This window comes from Sphingomonas sp., assembly GCF_019746015.1.
Taxonomy (GTDB): Bacteria; Pseudomonadota; Alphaproteobacteria; order Sphingomonadales; family Sphingomonadaceae; genus Sphingomonas.
The window spans coordinates 63,703-78,369 of record NZ_JAIESM010000032.1 but is presented as its reverse complement, the minus strand read 5'-3'; the positions used below and the strand labels follow the sequence as shown (position 1 = coordinate 78,369).

Sequence of the window (14,667 nt, the reverse complement as noted above, 5' to 3'; positions counted from 1 at the left end):
CGGTCAGGCAAGGCTCGCCGGGCCAAAGGCATGCGGCAGCAGGTGCGACAGCGTCAGCCGCGCAACCGCGCCGCCGGCCGCCCCGGTGCACAGCACCGGCAGGTCGCGCCCGCCCAGCGACGCGGCTTCGTTGAGGATCTGGCGGCAGCGACCACAGGGCATGACCGGCGCATCGCCGCCCGGTGCATCCCCCGCCATCGGCCCGCCGGCCACCGCCACCGCCACGATATCGGCCAGCCGCCCCTGTACGCTGGCGCTCGCCACCGCGACCGTCTCGGCGCACAGCGACAGGCCGTAGCTGGCATTTTCGACATTGGCGCCGATCACGATGCTGCCGTCCGACAGGCGCAGCGCCGCCCCCACCGCAAAGCGCGAATAGGGGGCATAGGCCCGACCGGCGGCGGCGCGCGCGGCGGCGACCAGTTCGGCATCCGCCTGGCTCAGCGCGTCGTTCATGGCGCCACCACGTTCCAGCGCACCGGCTGCGCGGCGCCCTCGATCCGGCGCATGTCGCTGGCCTGCCACATCCGCCACGGGCGCGCGGCATAGCTGGGCGGGAAGAAATTGCCGATCGACCAGATCGGCCGGCCAATCGCCTCGCTCACCCCGTAATATCGGTCGAACGCCGCGCTGGTCTTCAGCAGCACCGGCTTGCCGCTATGCCCCTCGATCATCGCGATCAGCACTTCCAGCTCGCCCAGCACCACCTCGCGCGCGGGGCGGGCGGCGCAATCGGGCTGGAAATCGAGCAGGATCGCCGGCGGCAGCGCGTCGGCCGTGCGCGGCACGGTGGTGTTGAAATTGTTGCCCTGGTCGCTCGCCAGGTGGCACAGCGAATAGACGTGGATCGCCCCGCGCCGCAGCGCCGCGCCGTAAACGCCGCGCCAGCCGGCCTCGAACGCCGGGTCGCGCTGCGTCGCGGCCCGTGTGGCGATCAGATAGACGAAATCGACATGCTGGTCGCGCAGGGTGAACCATTCGATCGGCCCCTGTTCGGCGCCCACATCGATGCCCTGAAAGCGGTAGTTCGTGTCGCTGGGGCGCCAGCTGGTCGCGCCCTGCCACCCTGCCGCCGCCGTCAGGCTGAGCGCGATGACGGGCAGGCCGAACGCCAGCATGCGTCTGTAATAACGCCGCATTACGCCCCCTTGATGTGCAGAACGCAGATAAGGGTAAACAGCCTGCGGGCGGTATCAAAGTCAATCTCGATCTTGCCGTCCAGCCGTTCCATCAGCAGCTCGGCCGCCTCGTTGTGGATGGCGCGCCGGGCCATGTCGACCGTCTCGATCTGCTGCGCGGTCGCCTGGCGGATCGCCTGGTAATAGCTGTCGCAGATCGCGAAATAATCCTTGATCGGCCGGCGGAAGCGGCCAAGGCCGAGGATGAAGGTTTCCAGCAGGCTGCCATCGTCGCGGTTGATCGCAATCACCAGCCGTCCTTCCTCCACGCTCAGCGCGACGCGAAATGGCCCGGCATAGCCATCGGGATAGTCGCGCGCCGGCTTGAAATAATTGCCCTCGATCAGGTCGAAAATGGCAATGCGCCGTTCCTGTTCGATGTCGGCGCTGCGCCACAGGATCGTATGCTCGTCGAGCGTGATGTCGATGATGCGCGGGTCGGCCATGAATGCGCCGTATCGGGCGTGCGCGCGGCGGAATCAACAGGGCAGGTGAGCGCACGCCCGCCACCATCCCCCTTATCCACAGCCGTGTGGGGCAGCGCGGCCTTGAGCGGGGCCGCAGGCAGTGACAAGAGCGGGGGATGGCCACAGCTCCCGTTCAACCTGCGTCGATCGCGCCGCGCGCGCTGCCCCACAATCTGGATGCCGAAGCCGCGCTGCTCGGCGCGATGCTGATCGATTCGCGCATTGCCGACGACATGCTCGACGGGCTGAGCGCGGAGCATTTCTTCGAGCCGCTGCACGGCCGCATCCTTGAGGCGGTCCGCACCGTGCGCAAGGCCGGGCTGCTCGCCTCGCCGGTCACGCTGAAGCCGATGTTCGACGGGGATGAGGGGATGGCGGCGCTGGGCGGCACCGGCTATCTGACGCAGCTGACCAGCAGCGGCGCCGCCGGCCTGCTCGGCGCGCGCGACTTTGCCCAGCAGCTGCGCGACCTGGCGATGCTGCGCACGCTGATCGGGGTGGGGCGCGATCTGGTCGACCGCGCGTTCGACACCGCGACCGAGATCGACCCGCGCAAGCAGATCGAAGTGGCGGAAGAAGCGCTGTTCAAGATTGCCGGCGACGGCGTGACCGACAAGACGGTGAAAAGCTTCGACGCCGCCGCCAAGATGGCGCTGCAGATGGTGGAGCGCGCGCAGAATGCCGGCGGTGGCCTGTCGGGCATCACCACCGGGCTCGACGCGGTGAACTCGAAGACCAGCGGCCTGCACAAGTCCGACCTCATCATTCTGGCCGGGCGGCCGGGCATGGGCAAAACCTCGCTGGCCACCAACATTGCCTTCAACGCGGCGCAACGCTTCCTGAACGACCAGCGCGACGGCATCACGCTGGACAAGAACAAGGGCACCAAGGTTGCCTTTTTCAGCCTGGAAATGTCGGCCGACCAGCTGGCGACCCGCATTCTGGCCGAACAGTCGCAGGTGCCGTCGGAAACGCTGCGCAAGGGCGGGCTGACTCGCGCGGAGATGGACCGGCTGATCCAGGCGTCGATCGCGCTGCAGGAACTGCCGCTCTATATCGACGATACCGCCGGCCTCTCGATCGCGGGGCTGCACACGCGCATGCGCCGGCTGCAGCGCAAGCATGACGGGCAGATCGGGCTGGTGGTGGTCGACTATCTGCAGCTGCTGTCGGGTAGCGCGCGGGCGAGCGACAACCGCGTGAACGAGATTTCGGAGATCAGCCGCGGCCTGAAGACGATGGCCAAGGATCTGGGCGTCGCGGTGCTGGCGCTGTCGCAGCTGAGCCGCGCGGTGGAAAGCCGCGAGGACAAACGGCCCCAGCTGTCGGACCTGCGCGAATCAGGCTCGATCGAGCAGGACGCCGACATGGTGTGGTTCGTCTATCGCGACGATTATTATCACAACAACCGCGAGCCGACCGATGTGAACAGCGAGGCGCACCGCGCCTGGGCGGAGGAAGGCAACAAGATTTTCGGCCTGACCGAGCTGCTGATTTCCAAGCACCGCCATGGCGCGACCGGCAAGGCGACCCTGTTCTTCGACCGCGAAGTGACGCGCTTCAGCGACTATGCCGGCCCGGCGATCGACCCGGGCGGCTGAACCCGATCAGCCGTGGCGCAGCCGCCAGACCGGCACCGCGCCATCGGCCGCCGCCTGATAGACGGCTGGATAGCGCGCGAGCGCTGCGTCCAGCACCGCCGGATCGACCGGCTTTTCGGGGGCGAAACTGTCAAAGCCGCAGCGGCGCATAAAGGCGATCTGGTCGACCAGCACATCGCCCGCCGCGCGCAGTTCGCCAGCATAGCCCGCCTCGCGCAGAATGCGCGCGGTGGAATAGCCGCGCCCGTCGCGAAAGCTGGGAAAGCTCACCTCCACCAGCGCCAGCTGCTCCAGCCGGGGCAGCAGCGCGCGGGCATCGTCGCCCGCTTCGATCCTGACCGCGGTGGCATTGGTCTGCCCGGCCAGGAACGCGTCGAGCGTGACGGCGGGCTCGTCATGCGGCTCGTCGTCGCGAAAGCGCAGCAGATTATCCATAAAGCGCCTCCTTGAACGGCTCGAACCCCAGCCGGCGATAGGTGTCGATGAAGCGTTCGCCGTCTTCGCGCGTGCCCAGATACAGGTCGGTCACCCGCTCCACCGCATCGACAATGCCGTCCTCGTCAAAACCGGGGCCGGTGATGCGGCCGAGGCTCACATCTTCCGCGCCCGATCCGCCCAGCAGCAGCTGGTAATTCTCGGTGCCTTTGCGGTCGACGCCCAGAATGCCGATATGCCCGGCATGGTGGTGGCCGCAGGCGTTGATGCAGCCGCTGATCTTCAGCTTCAGCTCGCCCAGCACCCGCTGGCGCGCCGGATCGGCAAAGCGCTGCGCGATCTTCTGCGCCACCGGGATCGAGCGGGCATTGGCCAGGCTGCAATAATCCAGGCCCGGGCAGGCGATGATGTCGCTGATCAGATCAAGATTGGCGGTCGCCAGCCCCGCGCCGGCCAGCGCATCGTAAACCGCGCGCAGATCGGCCTTGCGGACATGCGGCAGGACCAGGTTCTGCGCATGGGTGACGCGGACTTCGTCGAACGAATAGCGTTCGGCCAGGTCGGCGATCAGGTCCATCTGCTCCGCGCTTGCATCGCCCGGAATGCCGCCCACCGGCTTCAGGCTGATATTGGCGATGGCATAGCCGGGCACGCGGTGGGGGGCGACGTTGCGCTCCACCCAGGCGGCAAAGCCGGGGTCGGTGCGGTCGATCTCGTCCGCCAGCCCGGCCTCGAACGGCGGCGGCGCGAAGCCGGCAGCGATCCGCTCCAGCTCGGCCGCCGGCGGGTCCAGCCCCAGTGCCTTCACCTGCGCGAATTCGGCTTCCACCTGCCGCGCATAATCTTCGGCGCCCAGCTCGTGGATCAGGATCTTGATGCGCGCCTTGTAGATATTGTCGCGCCGGCCATAGCGGTTGTAGACGCGCAGGCACGCCTCGGCATAGCTGAGGAAATCCTCGATCGGCACGAAATCCTTGATCAGCGGCGCAATCATCGGCGTGCGCCCCATGCCCCCGCCGACATAGAAGGCCGCCCCCAGCCGCCCGTCGCGCTTCACCAGCTGGATGCCGATATCGTGCAGCCGCATCGCCGCGCGATCCTCGTCCGCAGCGATCACCGCGATCTTGAACTTGCGCGGCAGATAGCTGAATTCGGGGTGGAAGCTGCTCCACTGGCGCAGCAGCTCGGCCCAGGGGCGGGGGTCTGCCACCTCATCGGCGGCGGCGCCGGCATATTGGTCCGAACTGATGTTGCGGATGCAGTTGCCGCTGGTCTGAATGGCGTGCATCTCCACCGTTGCCAGCTCGGCCAGAATGTCCGGCGCCTCGGCCAGCTTGATCCAGTTATACTGGATGTTCTGGCGCGTGGTGAAATGGCCATAGCCCCGGTCATAGCGCCGCGCGACATGCGCCAGCATCCGCATCTGCCGCCCCGACAGCGTGCCATAGGGAATGGCGACGCGCAGCATATAGGCGTGCAGCTGCAGATAGAGCCCGTTCATCAGCCGCAGCGGCTTGAACTGATCCTCCGACAGGGCGCCCGACAGGCGGCGGTCGACCTGATCGCGGAACTCAGCCACGCGCGCATCGACGATCGCCTGGTCATATTGGTCGTAACGATACATGGTTCAGCTTCCTTCGCGGGGACGCAGGCGTTCACTGCCGATGATGCGGCCAAGATCGGCCAGCACCTGTCCGTCGATCGGCACGGTGCGGTGGGCGGCGCGGATCGCAGCAAAGCGCGCCTGCACCGCCGAGTCGTCATAGCCGGCGGGGTTGGGATAGCCGACCTCGACCGCCAGATCCCAGGCGGCATCGGCGCCGGCCGCATTCTCATACAGGCGATAGCCGGTGAACAGCCGCTGCGACACCGCGATCCGGTCCATCGCGAACCAGTTGGCGACAATGAACCGCGCCAGCGCCTCGCGCTTGCCGGGCGCCGCCTTCAGCAGCGTGCGTTCGATGACGAGCGTCGGCGCGGCGGGCACGGGCGCAGCCGGGGCGGCGGCGAGCAGCAGGGGGAGTGGCAGAAGCGCCGGCAGCGGCATCAGATCACCCATTCGCTGGCCAGCGGATCGGCGGGCTTCAGCGTCAGGTCGGGGCGGACGGTGGGGCCGAGCGCGCGCACCCGGTCCTTGATATGCGCCGGGCGTGGCCCCTCGGGCGTGGGCACCGCGTCGATGACATAGGGGGCGTTGATGCGGCGCGCGCCTTCCTCGGCCTGGGCGATGGCGCTGCCGCATTCGCCGACATCGATCGCCTGCGCCACATAGCGCGACCAGCCGTCGCCGGCCCACCACAGCACGTCGCCGGAGCGCAGATCGTTGCCCGTCAATATCTTCATGCGCCTGCCTCCATTTCGGCCTGCCGGGCGAAGGCGGCGAGCCGCGACTGCGCGTCGGACAGCTCGACCACCGCGCCGACCACGATCACCGCCGGGCTCTGCACCTGCTCGCGCGCGACCATCGCGCCCAGATCGGCGAGCAGCGTCTTCATCGCCCGGGCGCCCGCCAGCGTGACCCGTTCCAGTACCGCCACCGGCATGTCGGGCGCCACGCCATCGGCAATCAGCTTGTCGGCAATTTGGGTGGCAGTGGCGACGCCCATGTAGATGACAAGGGTGCGGCCATGCCCGGCCAGCCCCGCCCAATTCTGTTCGGCAAGGCCCTGGCACTGGCCGGCAACGAAGCTGACCGCGCTCGCATGGTCGCGGTGGGTGAGGGGGAGCATCGCCTGCGCCGCGCCGCCGAGCGCCGCCGAGATGCCGGGGATCACCTCCACCGCGATGCCGGCGGCGCGGACGGCTGCGGCTTCCTCGCCCCCGCGCCCGAACACGAACGGATCGCCGCCCTTCAGCCGCACGACGGTGGCGCCCGTCTGTGCCTCTGCCACCAGCAGCGCGTTGATCGCCGCCTGCGGCAAAGTGTGGCGTGCGCGCCGCTTGGCGACCGAGATGCGCCGGGCGCCGGCGGGTGCCAGATCGAGGACGGCGGGGTCGATCAGGCCGTCATGCACAACGACATCCGCCATAGAGAGAGCCCGGGCGGCGCGCAGCGTGAGCAGATCGGGGTCGCCCGGGCCGGCACCGACCAGAATGACGCGGCCCGCTGGCGCGCCGGGGGGAAGAGTCGTCATGCCCCCGCCCATGCGCCCGAAGTGCCCCTCGCGCAATCGAAGGAAGGCTTGGCGCGGGCGAAGCGAAACTTTGCCGCTGCCTAGCCGTCGCGCAGGCCGATGCCGATCAGCGCGCGTGCCTGTTCCGCTTCCGACGACACTACCGGATAGGCGCAATAATCGGCGGCGTAATAGGCGCTGGGGCGATGATTGCCCGACCAGCCGATGCCGCCGAACGGCGCCGAGGAGGAGGCGCCATTGGTCGGCTTGTTCCAGTTGACGATGCCAGCGCGGGCATTGGCCCAGAACTGATCGTAAAGTTTGGGGTCCTGGCTGATCAGCGAGGCGGACAGGCCGTAGCGCGTATTGTTCGCCTCGATAATCGCATCCTCGAACCGCGTCTTGCGGATCAGCTGCAGGATGGGGCCGAACAGCTCGATATCGGGCCGGTCGTTCATCTCGGTCACGTCGATAATGCCGGGGGTGAGCAGCGGGCGCGCATCCTGTGCCCGCTGCATGTGGCGCAGGGGCCGCCCGCCGCGCGACATCAGCGCCAGGAAGCTTTCCTGCAGCATGTCGGCCGATTCATTGTCGATCACCGGCCCCATGAAGGGCTGCGGATCATCGAGCGGCCCGCCCACGATCAGCCGGTCGAGCAGCTTGGTCAGCTCGATCATCAGCGGCTCGTACAGCCTTTCATCGACAATAAGCCGCCGCGCCGCGGTGCAGCGCTGGCCGGCGGTGGTGAAGGCGGACTGCACGATCAGCGTGGCAGCGGCCGACAGGTCGGGCGTGTCCCACACCAGAATGGGATTGTTGCCGCCCATCTCCAGCGCCAGGATCTTTTCCGGCTTGTCGGCAAAGGCGCGGTTGAGCGCGATGCCGGTGCGGGCCGAGCCGGTGAACAGCAACCCGTCGATATCGGCATGGCCGGCCAGCGCCTTGCCCTCTGCCGGGCCGCCGATCAGCAGCCGCACACAGCCCTGCGGCACGCCGGCTTCATGGAAGCACTGAACGAGAAAGGCGCCGGTCGCCGGCGTCTTTTCAGACGGTTTGAACACCACCGCATTGCCGGCCAGCAGCGCCGGCACGATATGGCCGTTGGGCAGGTGCGCGGGGAAGTTGTACGGCCCCAGCACCGCCAGCACCCCGTGCGGCTTGTGGCGCAGCGCGACCCGGCCGGTCATCTGGCTGTCCATCCGGCGCTGCGGCGTGCGCTCGGCATAGGCGCTGGCGCTGATGTTCACCTTGGCCATCACCGAATCGACTTCGGTCTTGGCCTCCCACAGCGGCTTGCCGGTTTCGCGCGCGATCAGCGTGGCGAACTCATCATATTTGCCCTGCACCACATTGGCGAAGCGGCGCAGCGTTTCAATGCGGAAGGCAACCGGCTGCGCGGCCCAGGCAGCCCAGCTGCCGCGCGCGATTCCGACTTCCTCATCCACGCTGCCAGGCATGCCGCGCCACAGCACGGCGCCGGTCATGGGTTCGGTGGAAACGATTTCCTGTCCGAGCATCTTGGTCCTCTAGGCGACGCTCTTGCCCCAGACAATGCCGTTTTGCCAAGGGTGGAGCGCTCAATCGGCAAGCGCTGTGCCCATCGCGCGGATCTGGTCGATCTTGGCGTGGAGCGGTTGCCAGTCGTCGCGCTGGTCGATGGCTGCCCAGATGGCCTCCACCTCGTCGATCAGCATCGCGCACGGCGCGCCCTGCCAATACAGGCCGCGCGCCTTGCGGGGGGCATAGGATTGCAGCCGCTGGCGCGCCTCGGCAAAGGCGGGGCCGAAGCTGTCGGCAATGGTGCCGCCAAAGCTCGCATGGAAGAAGTCGGCGACGGGCGCCTGGCTTTCCGTCAGCCCGTGCTCGATGGCGGCGGCAAGCGCCTGGTCGTCGCCACCGGGCTTCACCCCCAGCCGCCACAGCAGGGCGGCGGCCACAGCGGCGCGATAGCGCGGCGCGAACTGGTCGAGAATGGCGATCATCGGCTCGTCCGCCGCAACCGCGCGCAGCGACACCGCCAGCTGCATCGCATCCCAGTGGATCGCCTCCGGCTGGCGGCCAAAGGCGTAGAGGCCCTGATGGTCGAAATAGGCCGCGGTAAAGCCCGGGTCCCAGCCGGGGGCGAACCGCCACGGGCCATAGTCGAAGCTTTCGCCGGTCACGTTGATATTGTCCGAATTGAGCACGCCGTGCACGAAGCCTGCCGCCATCAGCTGGCCCGCCAGCCGGGCGGTGCGCGCAACGACATGGTCGAGCAGGCGCAGCGGGTCGCCGCTCGCATCGTCGAAATAATGGCGCAGCACATAGTCGGTCAGCGTCCGCAGCCCCGCCTCGTCCTTGAAATAGGCCAGCCGCTGGAAGCTGCCGATGCGGATATGGCCGTGGCTGAGGCGCACCAGCACCGCCGAGCGGGTGGGGGAGGGCTCATCGCCGCGATCGAGCGCCTCGCCGGTTTCGATCAGCGAGAAGGTCTTGGAGGTGTCGACGCCCAGCGCCTCCAGCATTTCGGTGGCCAGGATTTCGCGCACGCCGCCCTTCAGCGTCAGCCGGCCGTCGCCGAACCGGCTATAGGGCGTCTGGCCGGACCCCTTGGTGCCAAGGTCGAGCAGCCGGCCGCCATCGTCACGCAGCTGCGCGAACAAAAAACCGCGCCCGTCGCCGATATCGGGGTTGTACACGCGGAACTGATGGCCGTGATAGCGCAGCGCCAGCGGCTGCGGCAGCGACCCCGGCAGCGCCTCGAACCGGGCGAAGTGGCGCACCCAGTCCTCATCGCTCAACGCGCCCAGGCCCACGCGCGCGGCCCAGCGCTGGTTGCGGAAGCGCAGGGTTGCCTGGGGGAAGTCGGCCGGACGCACGGCATCGTAAAATTCCCCGCCCAGCGCGAGGATCGAAGTTTCGGGGCGGAAGGCCGGTTGCAGGTCGCTGGTCATCGCGCGATATGGACGCGAAAATGGCGAAAGGCGCAACCATGGCGGCGTACAAAGATCTGTTCTGGTGGTCGCGCGACAATCTGCGGCTGCACGCGCGCGATTATGCGCCGGCCGATGCGGACGCCGCCGCCGGGCGCCCGCCGATCCTGTGCCTGCCCGGCCTGACCCGCAATGCGCGCGATTTCGAGCGGTTGGCCGAGCGGCTGTGCACGGACTGGCGGGTGATCGCGGTTGATTTTCGCGGGCGCGGTGAAAGCGCCTATGCGCGCGACCCGATGAGCTATGCCCCGCTCACCTATGTGCAGGATGTCGAGGCGCTGCTGGAGGCGATCGAGGCGCCGCGCTACGTCGCCTTCGGCACCTCGCTGGGCGGCATTGTGGCGATGCTGCTGGCCGGTGCGGCGCGCGAGACGCTCGCCGGCCTGTTGCTCAACGATGTCGGGCCGGAGATCGACCCGGCGGGCCTCGCGCGCATCCGCGGCTATGTCGGCCGCGCGAGCAGCTGGCCGACCTGGGTCCACGCCGCGCGCGCGCTGGCGGAGAGCAATGCCGATGTCTATCCCGACTACCAGATCACCGACTGGATCGCGATGGCAAAGCGGCTCTACCGGCTGACCAGCGCCGGGCGGATCGTGCTCGATTACGATCTGAAGATCGCCGAGCCGTTCCGCGTGCCGGGGAATGAGGCGGGGCCGGACATGTGGCGCGCTCTGGATCAGGTGAAGGGCGCGCCGGTGCTGATCGTGCGCGGCGAACGCTCCGACATTCTGCCCGCGCCGGTGGCAGAGCGGATGGTGGCGGAAATTCCGGGTGCAGAACTCGTCACCGTGCCGCGCACCGGCCATGCGCCGACGCTGGATGAGCCGGAGGCCGCACCCGCAATCGAACGGTTGCTGGCGCGGGTGGCGGCGGCGGTGCCGGCCTGATCGTTCAGGCGGCCGGGGGAAAGCCGGCTGGCGGCGGCCCGTCGCGCCCGCCGCCTGCCTTCAGCCCCGGCAGCAGATTGGGCGGTCGATAGTCTCGGTCGCGCAGGAACCGCAGCCGGCTCTGCGCGGCGATCTGGTCGTGATTGGCGGGGCCGGCGCGGCGCCTTCTGCCACGCGGCGCGCGGATGCTGCCACTGCCGCCCAGCGGCCCCAGCGGGTTGGCGATCCTTGCTGCTTCGCCCAGTGGCAGGTCGGGGTCGGGGTTGAACGACAGGCCAGCCGAGCGCGCGCCTTCCGCCATCCAAAGCAGCGCGGCAGCAGAAAGAGCGCTATCCTCCGTGCCGCCGCCCACGGCGCCATGATCGCCCGGGAACCAGCGTTCCTGATAGGGGCGGTGATTATAGGGCACGAAATTTGCCGCCGCGCGATCGTTCACGTCCCAGCAGGTCGCCCGCGCCCAGGCGTTGTTCAATGTGTCGAGGTTGGAGAAGGGCGTTACGTCGAAATCGATGCGCTGTTCGTTGCCGGCCACCGCATGGCGGATGCTGGCGATCAGCGACGACGCCTGCGTGTCGTGAAAGCGATAATCCCGGTCGAGGTTCAGCAGGTCGAACCGGCGCGGCACGCCAAGCGCCCCCACCGTGTCCCAGATGCCGGCGAACATCAGCCGATAACAGCCATCGGGGCGGTACTGGTATAGGTGCTGGCGGTGGGCGGTGCGCATCGGCTGGTCCGGCAGGGCGCAATCGGCCATGCCGAGCCGATCATAATCCTCTTTCCCCGTTGCCAGTTCGTGCGTGTAATGGCGCCGGAACGCCACCATGCGCGGGTCTGCGGGGTGAAGGTTGTTGCGATAGAGCTTCAGTGCTTCGGGAATGCGGGCAAAGGCATCGCGGCGCACGATGCCGCATTTGCGGATCAGCCCGCACAGGCTGCGCGCGGTGTAGGCGCCACGGCTGAAGCCGAAGACATAGATGTCGTCACCAGGTTCGTAGTTGACGACCAGAAACTGATAGGCCTGTTCGATCTTGCGGGTCAGCCCCCGGCCAAAGGCGCCGCCCAGATAACGCGTCAGCAGATCAACCAGCGGCGATACGTCGGAGGTGACGCCGACACCCTCGTCATAAAAGACGATCTGCTGGCGCCCATCCTCGCTATGCGCGGCAACGGTGCGGGCGAGCTTCACGACATTGGTGAACGCCCGGTTGCGCAGCCCCTGCCACGTGCCATCGCAGAAAATCGCCAGCTTTTTCGGCATCTTCACCCGCCGTCGCGTGAGCGATGAGAATAGCGCATCGGTGCCGGCAACACGAGGGGGCATTGCACCGGGCGGATTGCGGATCGGCGCCGGCGCGGGCATTAGGCGGGCTTTCCTCTGATGCTGACTGCCGATGCCACAACCGCTGAACATTCTGCACCTTCATTCCAGCTTCAACCTGGGCGGCAAGGAAGCGCGCGCCGTGCGGCTGATGAACCTGTTCGGGGATCGGGCGCGGCACACCATCGTCTCCGGCGTGCCCGGCGAAACGGGCGCGCGCGAAGCGATTGCCAAGGGCATTTCCTATGAAATCGCGCAGAACCCGCCGCCGCTGACCGGGCGGCCATCGGTGGACCGCTATCAGGCGATTGCGCGCTACATGCAGCGTTTCGATCTGGTGCTGACCTATAATTGGGGCGCGATCGACGGGGTGATGGCGCGCCGGGTGTTCACCAAGGGGCAGCCGGGCCTTGTCCACCATGAGGACGGCTTCAATGCGGACGAGGCGCGCGGGCTGAAGCGCGAGCGCAACTATTACCGCCGCGTCGCGCTGGGCGCTGCCGATGCGCTGGTGGTGCCGTCGCAGACGCTGGAGGCAATCGCGCTCAACGTGTGGAAGCAGCCGCGCGGGCGCGTCCACCGCATCGCCAACGGCATCGATACAGCGCGCTATCTGGTGGCGCCGTCTGCGCGCGCGATTCCCGGCTTTCGTGCGGCGAAGGACAAGGGCGAGGTGGTGATCGGCACGCTGGCCGGGCTGCGCGCGGTGAAGGACCTGCCGATGCTGGTGCGCGCCGCCGCCGGTGTTTCCGCGCGGGTGCGGCTGGTGATTGTGGGGGAGGGGCCGGAGCGTGCCGCCATCCAGGCGGCGGCAATGGCGATGGGCATGGCCGACCGGCTGGTGCTGCCCGGCTTTCTGGCGGACCCGGCGCGCTATGTCGGGCTGTTCGACATTTTTGCGCTGTCCTCGCTCAGCGAGCAGTTCCCGATCTCGGTAGTGGAGGCGATGGCGGCGGGCCTGCCGGTGGCGGCGCCCCCGGTGGGGGACGTGCCGCTGATGCTGTCGGACGAGAATCGCCGCTTCCTGCCCGGCGAACGGCACGAAGTTTTGCTGCGCGATCTCTTGCAGCAACTGGCCGCCGATCCCGCCCTGCGCGCGACGCTGGGCGCTGCCAACCGGCTGAAAGCACAGGCCGAATATGACGAGGCTCAGATGGTGGCCGCCTATGCCACGCTTTACGAGAGCGTTGCCCGCCGTCCCGGCGCCCTGAAATAGGTTGCTCCATTATCGAATTTGGCCGAATAGCGGTTAAATTAAGGCATCTGGCTGGAGAGACGTTTCGGTGTTCAAAGGGATCAGGCCGATCCAATATGGCGGCCATGAGGTGTGGCCGCTGATCGAGGGTGGCAAGGGCGTCGCCGCGACCAACCATGCCAGCGCCGGCGCCTGGGCCGCGGCCGGCGGCATCGGCACCGTTTCCGCCGTCAATGCCGACAGCTATGACGCGGAAGGGCGCATCATCCCGCAAATCTATCGCGCCCTCACCCGGCGCGAGCGGCATGAGGAACTGATCCAATATGCGATCGAGGGCGCCGTGCAGCAGGTGCGCCGCGCGTTCGACATTGCCGGCGGCAAGGGCGCGATCAACATCAACGTGCTGTGGGAAATGGGCGGGGCCCAGCGCGTGCTGCACGGCGTGCTGGAACGCACGCGCGGCATGGTGGCGGGCGTCACCTGCGGCGCGGGCATGCCCTACAAGCTTTCCGAAATCGCGGCGAGCTACAACGTCTCGTACCTGCCGATCGTCAGTTCGGCGCGCGCCTTTCGCGCCCTGTGGAAGCGCGCTTATTCAAAGGCGCAGGAGTGGCTGGCAGCGGTGGTCTATGAAGACCCCTGGCTGGCCGGCGGGCACAACGGCCTGTCCAACGCCGAAGACCCGCGACGGCCCGAAGACCCCTATCCCCGGGTGAAGGCCCTGCGCGAGACGATGCGCGAAGGCGGCATTCCGGACAGCGTGCCGATCGTGATGGCAGGCGGCGTCTGGTATCTGCGCGACTGGGAAAACTGGATCGACAATCCCGAGCTTGGCCAGATCGCCTTCCAGTTCGGCACGCGGCCGCTGCTGACGCAGGAAAGCCCCATCCCGCAGCGGTGGAAGGACAAGCTGACGCAGATCATGCCGGGCGAAGTGCTGCTCCACCGCTTTTCGCCGACCGGCTTTTATTCCAGCGCGGTGCGCAATCCGTTCCTGCGCAATCTGGAGGCGCGTTCCGAACGACAGATTCCTTATTCCACCGAACAGGCCGGCGACCATCAGTATTCGCTGGACGTGGGCGTGAAGGGCAAGAATTTCTGGGTGACGCTGGGCGACCTTCAGCGCGCCCGCGAATGGCACGGCCATGGCTTTACCGAAGCGTTGAAGACGCCGGACAATACGCTGGTGTTCGTGACGCCCGAGGAAAAGGCGATCATCCGCAAGGATCAGGCAGATTGCATGGGCTGCCTCAGCCAGTGCCAGTTCAGTTCCTGGGCGGACAGCGAGACCAACTCGACCGGGCGGCTGGCCGATCCGCGGAGCTTCTGCATCCAGAAGACGCTGCAGGACATCGCCCATGGCGGCGATACCGACGAGAATCTGATGTTCGCCGGGCACGGTGCCTATCGCTTCCGGCAGGACCCCTTCTACTCGAACGGCTTCGTGCCGACGGTGAAGCAGCTGATCGACCGGATTCTGACCGGCGATTGAGCGGGGGCG

At 67.7% G+C, this 14,667-nt stretch carries 15 protein-coding genes; 4 read left to right on the top strand and 11 right to left on the bottom strand.

The window, feature by feature from the left end; translation table 11 throughout:
* Positions 1–3: 3 nt before the first annotated feature.
* From cdd to K2Y03_RS04815, 3 genes are read right to left on the bottom strand one after another with little or no spacing between them, the layout of a single operon-like run.
* Positions 4–456 (bottom strand): cytidine deaminase, encoded by a 453-nt coding sequence (cdd, locus tag K2Y03_RS04825; RefSeq protein WP_294088687.1) that lies wholly within the window; start codon positions 454–456, stop codon positions 4–6.
* Positions 453–1,139 (bottom strand): GH25 family lysozyme, encoded by a 687-nt coding sequence (locus tag K2Y03_RS04820; RefSeq protein ID WP_294088686.1) that lies wholly within the window; start codon positions 1,137–1,139, stop codon positions 453–455. The genes cdd and K2Y03_RS04820 overlap by 4 nt, the downstream gene beginning before the upstream one ends.
* Positions 1,139–1,624 (bottom strand): UPF0262 family protein, encoded by a 486-nt coding sequence (locus K2Y03_RS04815; protein ID WP_294088684.1) that lies wholly within the window; start codon positions 1,622–1,624, stop codon positions 1,139–1,141. The genes K2Y03_RS04820 and K2Y03_RS04815 overlap by 1 nt, the downstream gene beginning before the upstream one ends.
* A 137-nt stretch (positions 1,625–1,761) precedes the next feature.
* Here K2Y03_RS04815 and K2Y03_RS04810 point away from each other — a divergent pair, with 137 nt between their 5' ends.
* The gene (locus K2Y03_RS04810; protein WP_294088683.1) at positions 1,762–3,246 is read left to right on the top strand and encodes a replicative DNA helicase; all 1,485 of its coding nucleotides are present in this window, start codon (positions 1,762–1,764) and stop codon (positions 3,244–3,246) included.
* A 6-nt stretch (positions 3,247–3,252) separates the two neighbouring features.
* Here K2Y03_RS04810 and K2Y03_RS04805 read toward each other — a convergent pair whose 3' ends face one another.
* From K2Y03_RS04805 to K2Y03_RS04775, 7 genes are all read right to left on the bottom strand, one after another.
* On the bottom strand, positions 3,253–3,681 hold the full coding sequence (locus tag K2Y03_RS04805) for a DUF934 domain-containing protein (RefSeq protein ID WP_294088681.1): 429 nt from the start codon (positions 3,679–3,681) through the stop codon (positions 3,253–3,255).
* Positions 3,674–5,305, bottom strand: a complete 1,632-nt coding sequence (locus K2Y03_RS04800; RefSeq protein ID WP_294088679.1) for a nitrite/sulfite reductase — start codon at positions 5,303–5,305, stop codon at positions 3,674–3,676. Before K2Y03_RS04800 ends, K2Y03_RS04805 begins: the two co-directional genes overlap by 8 nt.
* Before the next feature lie 3 nt (positions 5,306–5,308).
* Positions 5,309–5,740 (bottom strand): hypothetical protein, encoded by a 432-nt coding sequence (locus K2Y03_RS04795; RefSeq protein WP_294088677.1) that lies wholly within the window; start codon positions 5,738–5,740, stop codon positions 5,309–5,311.
* Positions 5,728–6,024, bottom strand: coding sequence for a DUF2849 domain-containing protein (locus K2Y03_RS04790; protein WP_294088675.1), 297 nt, complete (start codon positions 6,022–6,024; stop codon positions 5,728–5,730). Before K2Y03_RS04790 ends, K2Y03_RS04795 begins: the two co-directional genes overlap by 13 nt.
* Positions 6,021–6,815 carry a uroporphyrinogen-III C-methyltransferase gene (cobA, locus tag K2Y03_RS04785; RefSeq protein ID WP_294088673.1) on the bottom strand — a complete coding sequence of 265 codons (795 nt, stop codon included), beginning with the start codon at positions 6,813–6,815 and terminating at the stop codon, positions 6,021–6,023. Before cobA ends, K2Y03_RS04790 begins: the two co-directional genes overlap by 4 nt.
* 80 nt (positions 6,816–6,895) lie before the next feature.
* Positions 6,896–8,311: a succinylglutamate-semialdehyde dehydrogenase gene (astD, locus tag K2Y03_RS04780; RefSeq protein WP_294088672.1), complete on the bottom strand. Its 1,416-nt coding sequence runs from the start codon at positions 8,309–8,311 to the stop codon at positions 6,896–6,898.
* Positions 8,312–8,371: 60 nt separating this feature from the next.
* Positions 8,372–9,727: a protein adenylyltransferase SelO family protein gene (locus K2Y03_RS04775; RefSeq protein ID WP_294088670.1), complete on the bottom strand. Its 1,356-nt coding sequence runs from the start codon at positions 9,725–9,727 to the stop codon at positions 8,372–8,374.
* 38 nt (positions 9,728–9,765) lie between these two features.
* On the opposite strand from K2Y03_RS04775, the gene K2Y03_RS04770 reads away from it, so the two are divergent.
* Positions 9,766–10,653: an alpha/beta hydrolase gene (locus tag K2Y03_RS04770; protein ID WP_294088668.1), complete on the top strand. Its 888-nt coding sequence runs from the start codon at positions 9,766–9,768 to the stop codon at positions 10,651–10,653.
* A 4-nt stretch (positions 10,654–10,657) separates the two neighbouring features.
* Here K2Y03_RS04770 and K2Y03_RS04765 read toward each other — a convergent pair whose 3' ends face one another.
* On the bottom strand, positions 10,658–11,911 hold the full coding sequence (locus K2Y03_RS04765; RefSeq protein WP_294088666.1) for a DUF2235 domain-containing protein: 1,254 nt from the start codon (positions 11,909–11,911) through the stop codon (positions 10,658–10,660).
* Positions 11,912–12,044: 133 nt separating this feature from the next.
* Here K2Y03_RS04765 and K2Y03_RS04760 point away from each other — a divergent pair, with 133 nt between their 5' ends.
* Positions 12,045–13,187 (top strand): glycosyltransferase family 4 protein, encoded by a 1,143-nt coding sequence (locus tag K2Y03_RS04760; protein ID WP_294088665.1) that lies wholly within the window; start codon positions 12,045–12,047, stop codon positions 13,185–13,187.
* Between the two features lie 67 nt (positions 13,188–13,254).
* Positions 13,255–14,658 (top strand): nitronate monooxygenase, encoded by a 1,404-nt coding sequence (locus K2Y03_RS04755; RefSeq protein ID WP_294088664.1) that lies wholly within the window; start codon positions 13,255–13,257, stop codon positions 14,656–14,658.
* Positions 14,659–14,667 lie beyond the last annotated feature (9 nt).